The organism is Methylobacterium guangdongense, from assembly GCF_038442355.1.
Taxonomy (GTDB): Bacteria; Pseudomonadota; Alphaproteobacteria; order Rhizobiales; family Beijerinckiaceae; genus Methylobacterium; species Methylobacterium guangdongense.
On sequence record NZ_JBBXMX010000017.1, the window covers coordinates 1 to 14,613 of the forward strand.

The 14,613-nt window shown below is 69.1% G+C and carries 10 protein-coding genes and 1 tRNA gene; 6 read left to right on the forward strand and 5 right to left on the reverse strand.

Features of this window, described 5'->3' with window-relative positions:
• Positions 1–278: transposase (locus AAHG09_RS24370; protein ID WP_342110100.1), on the forward strand; the 278-nt coding region annotated here is incomplete at its 5' end.
• Here the strand turns inward: AAHG09_RS24370 and AAHG09_RS24375 are convergent.
• The 4 genes from AAHG09_RS24375 to AAHG09_RS24390 all read right to left on the reverse strand — a co-directional run bounded on the left by AAHG09_RS24375 (position 238) and on the right by AAHG09_RS24390 (position 5,606).
• A complete protein-coding gene (locus tag AAHG09_RS24375) occupies positions 238–1,854 on the reverse strand; it encodes a hypothetical protein (RefSeq protein WP_342110101.1) in 1,617 nt (538 codons plus the stop codon). The genes AAHG09_RS24370 and AAHG09_RS24375 overlap by 41 nt on opposite strands.
• 321 nt (positions 1,855–2,175) lie before the next feature.
• Positions 2,176–2,250: transfer RNA gene (locus AAHG09_RS24380), tRNA-Gln, on the reverse strand.
• A 58-nt stretch (positions 2,251–2,308) separates the two neighbouring features.
• Entirely contained in the window at positions 2,309–3,886 is a 1,578-nt protein-coding gene (locus AAHG09_RS24385) for an aldehyde dehydrogenase (NADP(+)) (RefSeq protein ID WP_342110191.1), read from the reverse strand.
• Positions 3,887–3,935: 49 nt separating this feature from the next.
• Positions 3,936–5,606 (reverse strand): thiamine pyrophosphate-binding protein, encoded by a 1,671-nt coding sequence (locus tag AAHG09_RS24390; RefSeq protein ID WP_342110102.1) that lies wholly within the window; start codon positions 5,604–5,606, stop codon positions 3,936–3,938.
• A 421-nt stretch (positions 5,607–6,027) separates the two neighbouring features.
• Between AAHG09_RS24390 and AAHG09_RS24395 the strand changes: the two genes are divergently transcribed.
• From AAHG09_RS24395 to AAHG09_RS24415, 5 genes are all read left to right on the forward strand, one after another.
• Positions 6,028–6,747: a ribonuclease activity regulator RraA gene (locus tag AAHG09_RS24395; protein ID WP_342110104.1), complete on the forward strand. Its 720-nt coding sequence runs from the start codon at positions 6,028–6,030 to the stop codon at positions 6,745–6,747.
• Between the two features lie 85 nt (positions 6,748–6,832).
• Entirely contained in the window at positions 6,833–8,563 is a 1,731-nt protein-coding gene (gene araD, locus AAHG09_RS24400; RefSeq protein WP_342110105.1) for an L-arabinonate dehydratase, read from the forward strand.
• Positions 8,564–8,852: 289 nt separating this feature from the next.
• A complete protein-coding gene (locus AAHG09_RS24405; RefSeq protein WP_342110106.1) occupies positions 8,853–9,857 on the forward strand; it encodes an SMP-30/gluconolactonase/LRE family protein in 1,005 nt (334 codons plus the stop codon).
• A 281-nt stretch (positions 9,858–10,138) separates the two neighbouring features.
• The gene (locus tag AAHG09_RS24410) at positions 10,139–10,426 is read left to right on the forward strand and encodes a toxin-antitoxin system TumE family protein (RefSeq protein WP_342110107.1); all 288 of its coding nucleotides are present in this window, start codon (positions 10,139–10,141) and stop codon (positions 10,424–10,426) included.
• Positions 10,423–10,767 (forward strand): HVO_A0114 family putative DNA-binding protein, encoded by a 345-nt coding sequence (locus AAHG09_RS24415; RefSeq protein ID WP_342110108.1) that lies wholly within the window; start codon positions 10,423–10,425, stop codon positions 10,765–10,767. The genes AAHG09_RS24410 and AAHG09_RS24415 overlap by 4 nt, the downstream gene beginning before the upstream one ends.
• An 83-nt stretch (positions 10,768–10,850) precedes the next feature.
• On the opposite strand, the gene metH is transcribed toward AAHG09_RS24415, so the two are convergent.
• Positions 10,851–14,603, reverse strand: a complete 3,753-nt coding sequence (metH, locus tag AAHG09_RS24420) for a methionine synthase (protein WP_342110109.1) — start codon at positions 14,601–14,603, stop codon at positions 10,851–10,853.
• Between the last annotated feature and the right edge of the window lie 10 nt (positions 14,604–14,613).

Sequence of the window (14,613 nt, forward strand, 5' to 3'; positions counted from 1 at the left end):
CGGGGCAGATCCTGCTGGGGGATCGAGCCTACGACAGCGACGCGCTTCGCACCCGGATGGCGGAGCAGGGGGCGTGGGCGAACGTGAAGCCGATGCCCAACCGCAAGCAGGTACTGGCCTTCAGCCCATTCTTGTACAAGTACCGCAACCTGATTGAGCGCTTCTTCAGCAAGATCAAGCACTTCCGCGCCGTCGCCACCCGCTACGACAAGGATCCCGATAACTTCCTGGCCAGCGTTAAGCTCGCAGCCCTGCGTGTCTGGTTGCGAGCTTTATGAGTCCACGACCTAGGTCGATGTCACCGAGCTCGAGGTAGACCAACTCGGACAGGCGCGCGCAGGTGTAGTAGCCCAGGAGCGGCAGCCAGTAGACGGCTGCGAAGATCTGCTGCCCCCGTGCGACCCGCAGCATCTCCGCTTCCGAGGCCGTCGAGGTCCAGACGGAGTGCGCGAATAGAGCCTTCACCTCGTCGACCTCGAAGGCCGGTCGCTTCTCGCCGTCCCGCTCCGGGTCGATCAGGCGGAAGTCGCCCAGGAGCTCGACCTGCCCAATCGGACGCTGCTTGGCCCGGCAGTACTTCGCAATCGTCGAGAGCTGCGTGATATGTCGGTTCACGGTCGCCGGGCTGAGCCCGACTTTCTCTGCCTGTCCCGCGGCCCGCATCGTTCGGCCGCGCTCGGCAAGGTCCGCGATCGACAGTGCCGCATCACGTGAACTCTTGCCGTAGGACTTCGGCAGGTTCGAGAGGTTCTGGATATAGGCAGCGAGATGGGCATTCCGGATCTGCCGCAGGTCATCGGTGCCGGCGATGTCGCCCAGCATTACCGCGACCGCCCGATGCTGCCGTTGGGTCTTCTCGTCCCAGGTGGCGCCCTTGTGCGTGATGAGCTCTTCGACCATCTCGGTCAGCGAGTTCGTGACCGGACCAGAACCGGCTTCGCTGCCCTCATGCGCATCGTCGAGGCCTCGTTGGTCGAGGGCTGGAGCGCAATCGATGACGGTTGGACCGCGATCCGCTCCGTCAAGCTCCGCAGATCCAGACGATGGCCTTGACGCCTCTTCCGGCGCGGCGGCCTCCGTTTTTGGAGGGTACGACGCAGGAGCTGGCGCCGCAGGTGGATGGTTTCGGTCGGCTATGGGGCCTTGTTCGGGTGCCGGCTGGCCGACGGGCTCGGATTTGAGAGTGGCCGGATCTGTATAACTGGTTTCTGACAGCGGCGGTGTTGTGGAGACCTGGACCTCGAAGTCGCCCCACTCGAAGCTGTCAGCACCGTCGAAGTGGGATGTGGCCCAGCCCAGAGTGTCACGCGGCATCTCACCCCTGGCACGCATCGCCGAGAGGTTGGCCCAGGCCTCCCGTGGATCCGCACGCGCCTCGGCATAGGTTGAGGCGAACTCGCGTGAAACATGGCTGGAGAGCGCTGCGAGGCCACGGAGGCAGCGATTGAGGCCAGCCTCCGTCACAGGCTCGTTCATGCTGGTCAGCATCGTCTGTAGATAAGCGCGCGGTGGCGTGAGCCGACCGGTCTCGTCCGGGCGACCGAGATCGCGCAGGTAACCGTTCTCGATGCGCCGTCGGATGGCTCCACGCTCCGTCAGGCTAAAGCCTTCCCGCTTCAGGTGCGCATCGAGTTCACTGTCGTACCCTGCGTCGAAGCCTTCCTCCGCCGCCAGCGCCTGCAGGCGTCCGAAGATTCGATACTCCCGCTCCCGTTTTTCCATGAGCGAGGACCAGTCGCCGATGAGGGGGGCGCGCGGTGGATTGAGGTCGCGCTGCAAGCGCGCGATCCGCGCGCTTCGCTCCCGATCGACGAACGCGCGGAGGTGGTCGCGAATTTGAGACGCTGTTTGCATGGCGGGGTCATCCCGGACGCGGAGGCTTTCCGCGTTGAGCCCCCAGCCGAGTGTGCGCGGACTTGCTGGGTCGGAGGTGCCCAGGCTCAGAGCGACCGTGATGGACTTCCCCTTAACTGGAGCACCAGAGGGTCGCGTCCGCTCATCGCAACGGAATCGCCTTCGCCACCAGTATACCGCCCCGCGGCGGAACACGTTAGAACAAATCGTCAACGGCCTGCCCCTGTGGACAAGCGCGTGCAACAGCTCTGCGTACAATCGGCATGGCCGCCGAAGCAGCTGAAAGCCGAATGCAATCAGATCAATGACTTAGCGAAGGCTTGGCTGGGGCGCCAGGATTCGAACCTGGGAATGGCGGTACCAAAAACCGCTGCCTTACCACTTGGCGACGCCCCAAGGCAGGCGGTCGCTGTCTAGACGGCGCGGCCCCGCCTGGCAAGCGGCTCGCGGCGCGTCAGCGGCGTTCGGGAACGCCATCGATCCGGCGGGGCAGACCCAGCGGGTTCGCGGCCTGAAGTGCGGGGGGCAGCAGGGCGTCCGGGACGTCCTGATAGCTCACCGGGCGCAGGAACCGGTCGATCGCGAGGCTGCCCACCGAGGTCGTGCGCCCGTCCGAGGTCGCCGGATAGGGGCCGCCATGCACCATCGCGTGCGCGACCTCGACGCCCGTCCCGAACCCGTCCACCAGGATGCGGCCGACCCGCCGTTCGAGGAGCGGCAGCAGGCTATGCGCGTCGGCATGATCCGCCGGGGCGAGGTGGAGCGAGGCGGTGAGCTGGCCCTCCAGATGCGCCAGCACCGCGCGCATCGCCGCCAGATCCGGACACCGCACGACCAGCGCCGCAGCGCCGAACATCTCCTCCTGCAGGGTCGGGTCCGCCAGGAAGGCTGCGGCATCGGTGACGAACAGGGCGGCGCGCCCCTGCGTGGCCGTGCCCTCCGGGCCTTCCGCCAGCAGGGTGACGGCCTCGTGCCCCGCCACCCGTGCGACGCCGTTGCGGTAGGCCCGCTGGATGCCCGGGGTCAGCATGGTGGCGGCCGGGCTCGCCTTCAGGGCCGCGGCGGCGGCCTCCAGGAAGGCGTCGAGGCCGGGTCCGGGCTGGGCCAGGATCAGGCCGGGATTGGTGCAGAACTGGCCCGCGCCGAGCGTCAGCGAGGCCGCGAAGGCCTTGCCGATCGCCGCGCCGCGCTCCGCCAGGGCGCCGGGGAACAGCAGCACCGGATTGATGCTGCTCATCTCGGCATAGACGGGGATCGGGTGCGGGCGCCCGGCCGCGATCGCCATCAGGGCCGTGCCGCCCCGGCGCGAGCCGGTGAAGCCCACCGCGGCGATCCGGGGATCGGCCACCAGCGCCTGCCCGATCGACTGGCCGGCATCGAACAGCAGGGAGAAGACCCCCTCCGGCAGGCCGCTGGACGCCACCGCCTTCCGAACCGCGCGCCCGACCAGCTCCGAGGTGCCGGGATGGGCCGGATGCGCCTTGACGATCACCGGGCAGCCCGCCGCCAGCGCCGAGGCGGTGTCGCCGCCTGCCACCGAGAAGGCCAGTGGGAAGTTCGAGGCCCCGAATACCGCCACCGGCCCGACCGCGATGCGCCGCAGGCGCAGGTCCGGGCGCGGCAGGGGCTTGCGGTCCGGCAGAGCCGGATCGATTCGGGCCTCCACGGCGCTGCCCTCGCGCACCACGCCGGCGAACAGCCGGAGCTGCCCGGCGGTGCGGGCGCGCTCGCCCTCGATCCGCGGACGCGGCAGCCCGGTCTCCGCCATGCAGCGGGTGACGAGTTCGTCGCCGATCTCGAGGATGTTGGCCGCGATGGTCTCGAGGAACCCGGCCCGGGTCTCCGGATCGGTCTCGCGGTAGGCGTCGAAGGCCGCCTCCGCCAGGGCGCAGGCCCGGTCGAGGTCGGCGTGGCTGGCGCCGGGGTATTCGGGTTCCAGAGCCGCGCCGGTGGCCGCCTCCACGGCCCGGAACGAGGCCTCGGTGCCGCGCCGGGCCTCGGCGCCGATCAGGTTCTCGCCGCGCAGGGTCATCGCGTGGTCCATCGGCTGGTCCTCTTCGTCTCGCTGCGGGGCCGGCGGATCAGCGCCGCTGGGCCGTCAGGGCCTTCTCGCGGATCGCCGCCAGGGTCATGGTCGGGGTGAGCGCTTCCGCGTCGACGCGGCAGTGAATCAGCGCCGGCAGGTTTGAGCCGAGGCTGCGCTCGAAGGCGGGGGCGAAGTCCTCGGTGCGTTCGACGGTCTCGCCGTGGCCGCCGCAGGCCCGCGCAAGCGCCGCGAAATCGGGATTGCGCAAGTCGGTGGCCGAGACCCGGCCGGGATACTCGCGCTCCTGGTGCATGCGGATCGTGCCGTACATGCCGTTGTCGAGGACGACGACCACGATGGGCACGTCGTACTGCACCGCCGTGGCGAATTCCTGCACCGTCATCATCACGTCGCCGTCGCCCGCGAGCGCCACGACGATCCGGTCGGGGTGGCTGCGCTTGGCCATCACGGCGGCCGGCAGGCCGTAGCCCATGGAGCCCGAGGTCGGCGCGAGCTGCGTGCCGAAGGCGCGGAACCGGTAGTAGCGGTGGATCCAGGTGGCGAAGTTGCCGGCGCCGTTGCAGATCACCGCGTCCGGCGGCAGCCGCTCCCGCAGCCACGTGATCGCTTCGCCGTACTGGAACGCCCCCGGCTTCGGCTCCGGTGTCTCCGACCACGCGCGGTAGGCGGCGTGGGCCTCGGTGGCGCGGCCCGTCCCGGTCGGCTGGAAGTCCGGCAGGACCGCGCAGAACGCCGCCGGGCTCGCCTGGATCGCCAGGGCGGGCTGGTAGACCCGGCCGAGTTCCGCCGGGTCGGGGTGGACATGGACCAGCGGCAGGCCGGGATCCGGGATGCCGAGCAGGCCGTAGGATTGCGCCGGCATCTCGGACAGGCGCCCGCCCACCATGAGCAGCAGGTCCGAGTCCTTGATGCGAGCGAGGAGGGCCGGGTTCGGGCCGATCCCCAACTCGCCCGCGAAGTTCGGGTGGTCGGCGGGGAAGAGTTGCGCCCGGCGAAACGAGACCGCCACCGGCACGTCGTGGCGCGCTGCCCAGGCGGCGAAACCCGCGCAGGTCTCGGCGCTCCAGCGCGACCCGCCGAGCAGCGCCACCGGGCGCCGGGCCTCCGCCAGCATCGCCCGCAGGCGCTCCGCGTCGGCCTGGGACGGGGCGGGCTCGGCCGGGGCCACGCGGGCGGCGTCGCCGACCGCCGCGACGTCGTCGAGCATGTCCTCCGGCAGGGCGATCACCACCGGGCCCGGCCGGCCCTGCATGGCGACCCGGAAGGCCCGGGCGAGGATCTCCGGGATGCGGGCCGCGTCGTCGATCTCCACCGCCCACTTGGCGACGCCGCCGAACATCTGGCGGTAATCGATCTCCTGGAACGCCTCGCGGTCGCGCATGCCCCGGGCGATCTGCCCGACGAACAGGATCATCGGCGTCGAATCCTGCCGGGCGATGTGGACGCCCGCCGAGGCGTTGGTGGCGCCGGGGCCGCGGGTGACCATGCAGATGCCGGGGCGCCCGGTGAGCTTCCCCGCCGCCTCCGCCATGATGGCGGCGCCCCCCTCCTGGCGGCAGACCAGGACGTCGATGCCGCTGTCGCGCAGGGCGTCGAGCACCGCGAGGTAGCTCTCGCCCGGGACGCAGGTGACGCGCGCGACCCCCTGAGCGAGCAGCTGGTCGACGAGAATCCGCGCGCCGGTGCGTCGGGGCAATTCGCTCAAGCCGTCCTCCCTGGCGATCCCGCCGCACTCGAAGCGCGCGGCGCCCGATCGAGCCCTGTCACCGATGCGGTCTGCGATGCCGGCGGGACCCGAGCCGCGGGCCATGGGCCGCCGATCATCGCCAATCTGTCAGACGGGCGGACGGTGGTCGAGGGCCCCGCGCATCATCCGGGTTGCGTATGCACGCGATCGACACCGGCAGACGCCCCCAGCGGGCACGGACGCTCGGCCGCCGCGTAACGTCCCCGCGTTGCGTGGCCGCCGCCGCACCGCCATCGGATCCCGGTTGCCCCGAGACCCCGCCGCGGAGTTGACAGGACCCGGAACGGCGCCCAACCCGAACCTCAAGATAACAGTCGGCGCTCACGGCGAAGTCTCGGGACCGGACGGGAGCGACACGACCATCGGGGAGGATGAGCGGATGTCCGGGCTGTCGCAGGAGACGCGTGCCAAGCTGAAGACCGTCAGCACGGCGACCCTGATGACCGCGCTCTACAAGCGCGGCTTCCGCAACCAGATGATCCAGGGCGTCCTGCCCCTGAAGGCGGGCGGACCCACCATGGTCGGCGAGGCCTTCACGCTCCGCTACATGCCGGCCCGCGAGGACCTGAACCCGATCACCGTGTTCCGCGACCGGGCCCACCCGCAGCGCAAGGCCGTGGAGGAATGCCCGCCCGGCGCCGTGTTCGTGATCGACAGCCGCAAGGATGCCCGCGCGGCCTCCGCGGGCTCGATCCTGGCGACGCGGCTGATGGTGCGGGGCTGCGCCGGCCTCGTGACCGACGGCGGGTTCCGCGATGCCGACGAGATCGCCGCGCTCGCCATGCCGAGCTACCACGCGCGCCCCTCGGCGCCGACGAACCTCACCATCCATCAGGCGATCGACATCAACGTGCCGATCGGCTGCGGCGATGCCCCGGTCTTCCCCGGCGACGTGATCGTGGGCGACGGCGACGGGGTCGCGGTGATCCCGGCCCACCTCGCCGACGCGGTCGCCGACGAGGCGGTCGAGATGACCGCCTACGAGGATTTCGTCACCGAGGAGGTCCGCAAGGGCCGCTCGATCCTCGGCCTCTACCCGGCCACCGACGAGCAGAGCCTCGCCGATTTCGCCGCGTGGCGGCAGCGGACCGGCCGCTGAGCCGGATCCCGGCCGCGGGCGGCCAGGGCGTGCAGGTCCACGGCCCGTCCCGCCCATCCGAACGCGTGAGACCGGAGACACGACGATGACCGCGCACAAGAAGACCCTCGGCGAGCTGCGCAGCCAGCGCTGGTTCGGCGCCACCGACCTGCGCAGCTTCGGCCACCGCTCGCGCATGCTGCAGATGGGCTACGAGCGCGCCGATTTCAGCGACAAGCCCTTGGTCGGCATCATCAACACGTGGAGCGACATCAACCCCTGCCACCAGCACTTCAAGGCCCGGGTCGAGCACGTGAAGCGCGGCGTCTGGCAGGCGGGGGGCTTCCCGATCGAATTGCCGGCGCTGTCGCTGTCGGAAAACTTCGTGAAGCCGACCACGATGCTCTACCGCAACCTCCTCGCCATGGAGGTGGAGGAACTCCTGCGCCAGCACCCCGTGGACGGGGCCGTGCTGATGGGCGGCTGCGACAAGACCACCCCCGGCACCGTGATGGGCGGCATCTCGATGAACCTGCCGATGATCTTCCTGCCGGCCGGGCCGATGATGCGCGGGCATTTCGGCGGCACGATCCTCGGCTCGGGCTCCGATGTCTGGAAGTACTGGGCCGAGAAGGAGGCCGGCAACATCACCACGCAGGAATGGAACGACATGGAGGCGGGCATCGCCCGCTCGGCCGGCACCTGCATGACCATGGGCACGGCCTCGACCATGACGTCGATCGCGGAGGCGATGGGTCTCTGCCTGCCGGGCGCGGCCTCGATCCCGGCGGCGGATGCCGACCATCCCCGCATGGCCGGCGCCTGCGGCCGGCGGATCGTCGAGATGATCTGGGAGGATCTGAAGCCCTCCGACATCCTCGACCGGCGTTCCGTGGAGAATGCCCTGGTGGTCCACAACGCGCTCGCCGGCTCCACCAACGCGATGATCCACCTCGTCGCCATGGCGGGCCGGGCCGGCATCCCGGTCAAGCTCACCGAATTCGATGACTTCGCTCAGAAGGTACCGGTGATCGCGAACCTGCGGCCCTCCGGTCAGTGGCTGATGGAGGATTTCCACATCGCGGGCGGCATCCGGGCGCTGATGGCGCGGCTCACCCCCCTCCTCCACCTCGATGCCCGTGCGGTCAGCGGCGGCACGATCGGCGACGGGCTCGCCGGTATCCGGGTCTACAACGACGACGTGATCCGCCCCCTGGACCAGCCGATCGTCGCCATGGGCGGCACCGCGATCCTCTACGGCAACCTCGCCCCCGACGGCTGCGTGATCAAGCCGCCGGCCGCCGACCCGCGCCTCCTCCAGCACACCGGACCGGCTCTGGTCTTCGACGACTACGATTCCATGAGCGCGGCCGTGAACGACCTCGATCTCGCCGTGACGCCCGACCACGTGATGATCCTGCGCAATGCCGGTCCGATCGGCGGCCCCGGCATGCCGGAATGGGGCATGCTGCCGATCCCGAAGGTTCTACTCCGTCAGGGCGTGCGCGACATGGTCCGGATCTCGGACGCGCGGATGAGCGGCACGAGCTACGGCGCCTGCATCCTGCACGTGGCGCCGGAATCGGCGGCCGGCGGCCCGCTCGCCGCCGTGCGCAACGGCGATCTCGTCACGGTCGACGTGCCGGGGCGGCGGATCCACCTGCACCTCGACGATGCCGCGATCGCCGAGCGCGTGAAGGCCTTCCGCCCGCCGGACCGAGCCTATCCGCGGGGCTACAACCGCCTGTTCGCCCAGCACGTACGGCAGGCCCACGAGGGCTGCGATTTCGATTTCCTGGAGGGGGCTGGCGGCATTCCCGAACCCGAGATCCACTGACCCATCCTCGGGTCGCCCGGCTCCAGGATTCTCTTAATGCTGCCGGGCGAAGCGATTGGGAACGAAGCGCGGGTCCCCTCTCCCGTGCGGGAGAGGGACAGGGTGAGGGACGAGAACTTTCCGGATGAGGCGCACCGTGAACGCACGTCCACGGAGTGGTCCCTTCTGAAATGTCTCGCCCCTCACCCCAACCCTCTCCCGCACGGGAGAGGGGGCCAGCGCGTCTCTGGCCAACGGGTTCTTCGGTCCGAAACATGTGAGCAACATCAAATTTGAGCAGGGAGGCGACATGACGATCATCGCACGCAGGGGGCTGCTCGCCGGGGCGACCCTTGTCGGCGCCGCCCGGGCCGCCGGGGCCGGCTGGGAACCGTCGCAGCGGATTCCGGACCCCGCCGTCGAGATCCTCGATCCGGCCTTCGCCAAGTACCGCCTCGCCTCCGCGACGGTGGAGCGGGTCGCCACGGGCTTCCGCTGGGCCGAGGGACCGGTCTGGTTCGGCGACAGGGGAGCGCTGCTGTTCAGCGACGTGGTCAACGACCGGATCATGAGGTGGGAGGAGGCCACCGGCGCGCTCTCGGTGTTCCGCAAGCCGTCGAACTACGCCAACGGCAACACCCGCGACCGGCAGGGCCGGCTGATCACCTGCAAGCACAAGACCCGCAGCGTCACCCGCACCGAGCATGACGGCAGCCTCACCACGCTGATGGATCGGTTCGACGGCAAGCCGCTGAACTCGCCGAACGACGTGATCTGCCATTCCGACGGCGCGATCTGGTTCACCGATCCGGCCTTCGGGCCGAACCCGCACGAATCGATGGCCGCACCGGAGCTTCCAGGCAACATCTACCGGATCGATCCGAAGACGGGACAGGCCAGCGTCGCGGTCGAGGGCGTGGCGGGGCCGAACGGGCTCTGCTTCTCGCCGGACGAGTCCAAGCTCTACGTGATCGAGGCGCGGGCGAAGCCGAACCGCCTGATCCGCGTCTACGACGTGGTCGAGACCGGCACCAGGACCGCCAACGGCCGTGTCTTCTTTGACGCCGGCACCGGCACGCCGGACGGATTCCGGGTCGATGTCGACGGCAATCTCTGGTGCGGCTGGGGGATGAGCGAGGCCGAGGACGGGGTGCTGGTTCTCTCGCCGCAGGCCAAGCCGATCGGCCGGATCCGCCTGCCGGAGCGCTGCGCCAACCTGTGCTTCGGCGGCCTCAACCGCAACCTGCTGCTGATGACCGCGGTTCACTCGGTCTATGCGCTCTACGTGAACACGCGGGGCGCGGGGACCTGCTGAACGTGGTTTTGTGATGCAGACCGCGACGCGGTGACTCGTCTGCTGGATCCCGGGTCGTATTCCGCTGTCGCTGCATGCGCCCGGGAAAGGGACGAGCCTTATTTTGCACTGGCCCCTTTCCCGGACGGGTGGAGCGTCAGCGGAACCCAATCCGGGATCCAGCGCATTGATCTGCCGCGCAGGCGCGCCGGAGGAGCCATTCCCGCCCGCCGACGTCGCCTGACTTCATCGCGTGTTGGCTCCCTTGCCAACAGCTGGCTTTGCCGTCATCCTGCCTCACCATGAAGGCCGAGCTGCTGCTCAGGGAGAGGATCGCGATCATCCCTGAGCGGTCGTTTGCCGAACTCGTGGTCTGGAACGTGCCGACACCAGTCCGCCAAAGTGCCCACGGCTTCAAATACCGGCTCGCCCTCGTCGTCGATGGCGTGTGCGTGCTCCGCTACGACAACGAAGCCGGAAAGGGCGACCACAAGCATATCGGAGGATTGGAAATCCCCTATCGCTTCACTAGCCCCGAGACCCTGCTGGCCGATTTCTGGGCCGATGTCGAACCCTGGAGGCGGCCATGAGGACCGTCACGATCGGCGTCTCTTCGATCGAGGAAGCCAGCGCCCGCGCCCTGGCGGCGTTCCGGGGCGAGATGCAGGGCGCATTCATCTCCTTCCCCACCGTCGAGGGCTTGTGGACGGTGCTGACCCCCCGGCGCTGGGCACTGCTTCAGGCTCTTGCCGGCCAGGAACCCATGTCGCTGCGCGCCGTAGCGCGGTTGCTCGACCGGGACGTGAAGAACACGCATGCCGACGTGCACGCGCTCCTGAATGCCGGCATCCTCGATCGCACGGACGATGCGCGGATCGTCTTTCCCTACGATTCCGTGCATGTCGATTTCACGATCGGGAAGGCGGCCTGACGGCGCGCCCTCACCGCTCCGGCCTTCCGACGTCTTTGCGCGCGTGACGACGCGGCGCGGAGCAGGGGCGCGAGCCCCCGCCCCTACTCCGCCGCCTCCGCCAGATACCGCGTCGGATCGTAGTTCAGGATCGGCCCGAGCCAGCGCTCGACCTCGCGGACATCCATCCCCTTGCGGGCGGCGTAATCCTCGACCTGATCCCGCTCCACCTTGGCGACGCCGAAGTAGTGCGCCTCCGGGTGGGCGATGTAGATCCCCGACACGGACGAACCCGGCCACATGGCGTAGGACTCGGTGAGCTTCACGCCGATCCGGCTCTCGGCCTTCAGCAGGTCGAACAGGGTCGTCTTCTCGGTGTGGTCAGGCTGGGACGGGTAGCCCGGGGCCGGGCGGATGCCGTCGTACTTCTCCAGCACCAGCTCCTCGGGGGCGGAGACCTCATCGGCCGCGTAGCCCCAGAACTCCTTGCGCACCCGCTCGTGCATCCGCTCGGCGAAGGCCTCGGCGATGCGGTCGGCCAGCGCCTTCACGAGGATCGCCCGGTAATCGTCGTTCGCCCGCTCGAACCGCTCGGCGATCCGCACCTCCTCCAGGCCGGCCGTGACCACGAAGCCGCCGACATAGTCGGCAATGCCGGTCTCGGAAGGCGCCACGAAGTCCGACAGGCAGGTGTTCGACCGCCCGTCGCGCTTCGAGAGCTGCTGGCGCAGGCCGTGGAAGGTGGCGAGCCGCTCCGACCGGCTCTCGCCGGTGTAGAGCACGATGTCGTCGCCGACGCTGTTGGCCGGCCAGAAGCCGATCACCGCCTTCGGGTTGAACCAGCGCTCCTCCACGATCTGCTTCAGCATCTCCTGCGCGTCCTCGTAGAGGGCGCGGGCGGCCGGGCCCTGCTCGGGATCGTCCAGGATTGCCGGGAAGCGACCCTTGAACTCGTAGGTCTGCAGGAACGGCGTCCAGTCGATGTAGGGCACGAGGTCGGCGACCTCGTAGGAGCCGTAGACCCGTGTGCCGGTGAAGGTCGGCTTCGCCGGCTTGTAGCCCGACCAGTCGATCTTGAAGGCGTTGGTCCGTGCCTTGGCGAGCGGCAGCCGCTGCTTGTCGAGTTCCGAGCGCTTGTGGGCGTCGGCGACCTTGGCGTACTCGGCCCGGACCTTCTCGATCGTGGCGCCGCGGGTCTCCTTCGAGATCAGGCTCGACACCACGCCGACCGCGCGGCTCGCGTCGGTGACGTAGACCGCCTGACCCTTGGCGTAGGCCGGGTGGATCTTCACCGCCGTGTGCACCCGACTCGTGGTGGCGCCGCCGATCAGCAGCGGCACGTCGAACCCCTCGCGCTCCATCTCGCCCGCCACATGGACCATCTCGTCGAGCGACGGGGTGATCAGGCCGGACAGGCCGACGATGTCGACCTGCTCGCGCTTGGCGGTCTCCAGGATCTTGGCGGCCGGCACCATCACGCCGAGATCGATGATCTCGTAGTTGTTGCAGGCCAGCACGACGCCGACGATGTTCTTGCCGATATCGTGGACGTCGCCCTTCACGGTGGCCATCAGCACCTTGCCGGCGGCCTGGCGCTTGCCGTCGCCGCCGTTGGCGCGCTTCTCCTCCTCCATGAAGGGCTCGAGATAGGCGACCGCCTGCTTCATCACGCGGGCCGACTTCACCACCTGGGGCAGGAACATCTTGCCGGAGCCGAACAGGTCGCCGACCACGTTCATGCCGGCCATCAGCGGGCCCTCGATGACGTGGAGCGGACGCTCCACGCCCTGGCGGGCCTCCTCGGTGTCGGCCACGATGTACTCGGTGATGCCGTTGACCAGGGCGTGCTCGATGCGCTTCGCGACCGGGGCCTCGCGCCAGGTCAGGTCGGCGGTCTTGGCCTGGGCCGAGGCGCCGGTCTTGAAGCGCTCGGCCGCCTCCAGCAGGCGCTCCGTGGAATCGTCGCGCCGGTTGAGGACCACGTCCTCACAGAGCTCGCGCAGCTCCGCCGGGATCTCGTCGTAGACGGCGAGCTGGCCGGCATTGACGATGCCCATGTCCATGCCGGCCTTGATGCAGTGGAACAGGAACACCGCGTGCATCGCCTCGCGCACCGGCTCGTTGCCGCGGAACGCGAAGCTGAGGTTCGACACGCCGCCCGAGATATGGGCGTGCGGCAGGGTCTCGCGGATCGTCCGGGTCGCCTCGATGAAGGCCACGCCGTACGGGTTGTGCTCCTCGATGCCGGTGGCGACGGCGAAGATGTTCGGATCGAAGATGATGTCCTCGGGCGGGAAGCCGACCTGCTCGGTCAGGATCCGGTAGGCCTTGGTGCAGATCTCGACCTTGCGCTCGTAGGAATCCGCCTGCCCCTGCTCGTCGAAGGCCATCACCACCACGGCGGCGCCGTAGGAGCGGCAGACCTTGGCGGCCTCGATGAACTTCTCCTCGCCCTCTTTCATGGAGATCGAGTTCACGATCGGCTTGCCCTGGATGCACTTGAGGCCGGCCTCGATCACCTCGAACTTCGAGGAATCGACCATCACGGGCACCCGGGCGATGTCGGGCTCGGCGGCGACGAGGTTCAGGAACTCGACCATCGCCTTCTGCGAATCGAGCAGGCCCTCGTCCATGTTGACGTCGATCACCTGGGCGCCGGCCGCCACCTGATCGCGGGCGACGTCGAGCGCCGCCGCGTAGTCGCCGTTGGTGATGAGCTTGCGGAACTTGGCCGAGCCGGTGACGTTCGTGCGCTCGCCGACGTTCACGAAGGGGATCTCCTTCGTGAGGACGAAGGGCTCGAGGCCCGACAGCCGCATCAGGCGGGGGATCTCGGGGATCGGCCGCGGCGCCTTGCCGGCGACGGCCTCGCTGATCGCGCGGATGTGGTCCGGGGTGGTGCCGCAGCAGCCGCCGACCATGTTGACGAGGCCGGATTCGGCGAACTCGCCGACCAGCTTGCCCATCGCCTCCGGGCTCTCGTCGTAGAGGCCGAACTCGTTCGGCAGGCCGGCATTCGGGTAGGCGCAGACCAGCGTGTCGCAGATCCGCGACAGCTCGGCGATGTGGCCGCGCATCTCGCGGGCGCCGAGCGCGCAGTTGAGGCCGAAGGTCAGCGGTGCGGAATGGCGCAGGGAGTGCCAGAAGGCCGCCGGGGTCTGACCCGACAGGGTGCGGCCCGAGAGATCCGTGATCGTGCCAGAGATCTGGATCGGCAGCCGGATGCCGGTCTCGTCGAAGACCTGCCACGCCGCCGCCACCGCGGCCTTGGCGTTGAGCGTGTCGAAGATCGTCTCGATCAGGATCAGCTCGGCGCCGCCGTCGATCAGGCCGTGGATCTGCTCGACATAGGCCTGCTTGACCTGATCGAAGGTCACGGCCCGGAAGCCCGGGTTGTTCACATCCGGCGAGATCGACAGGGTGCGGTTCGTCGGCCCGATGGCGCCGGCCACGAAGCGGCGGCGGCCGTCCTTCTCCTCGGCGAGCTTGGCGGCCTCCCGGGCGAGCCTTGCGCCCTCGGCGTTCAGCTCGTGGATGATCGACTCCATGCCGTAATCGGCCTGGGCGATGGTGGTGCCCGAGAAGGTGTTGGTCTCGCAGACGTCGGCGCCGGCCAGGAAGTAGTCGAGGTGGATCTGCCGGATCGCGTCGGGCTGGGTCAGGATCAGGAGGTCGTTGTTGCCCTTCTGATCGTGGCCGTGATCCTTGAACCGGTCGCCGCGAAAATCCTCTTCCGAGAACTTCAGCCGCTGGATCACGGTGCCCATCGCCCCGTCGAGGACGAGGATCTTTTCGGCCGCCCGCTGGCGCAGGGCCTTGGCGATCTCGGTGCCGTCGACGGGGGCAAAAGCGGTCATTCGGGTGATC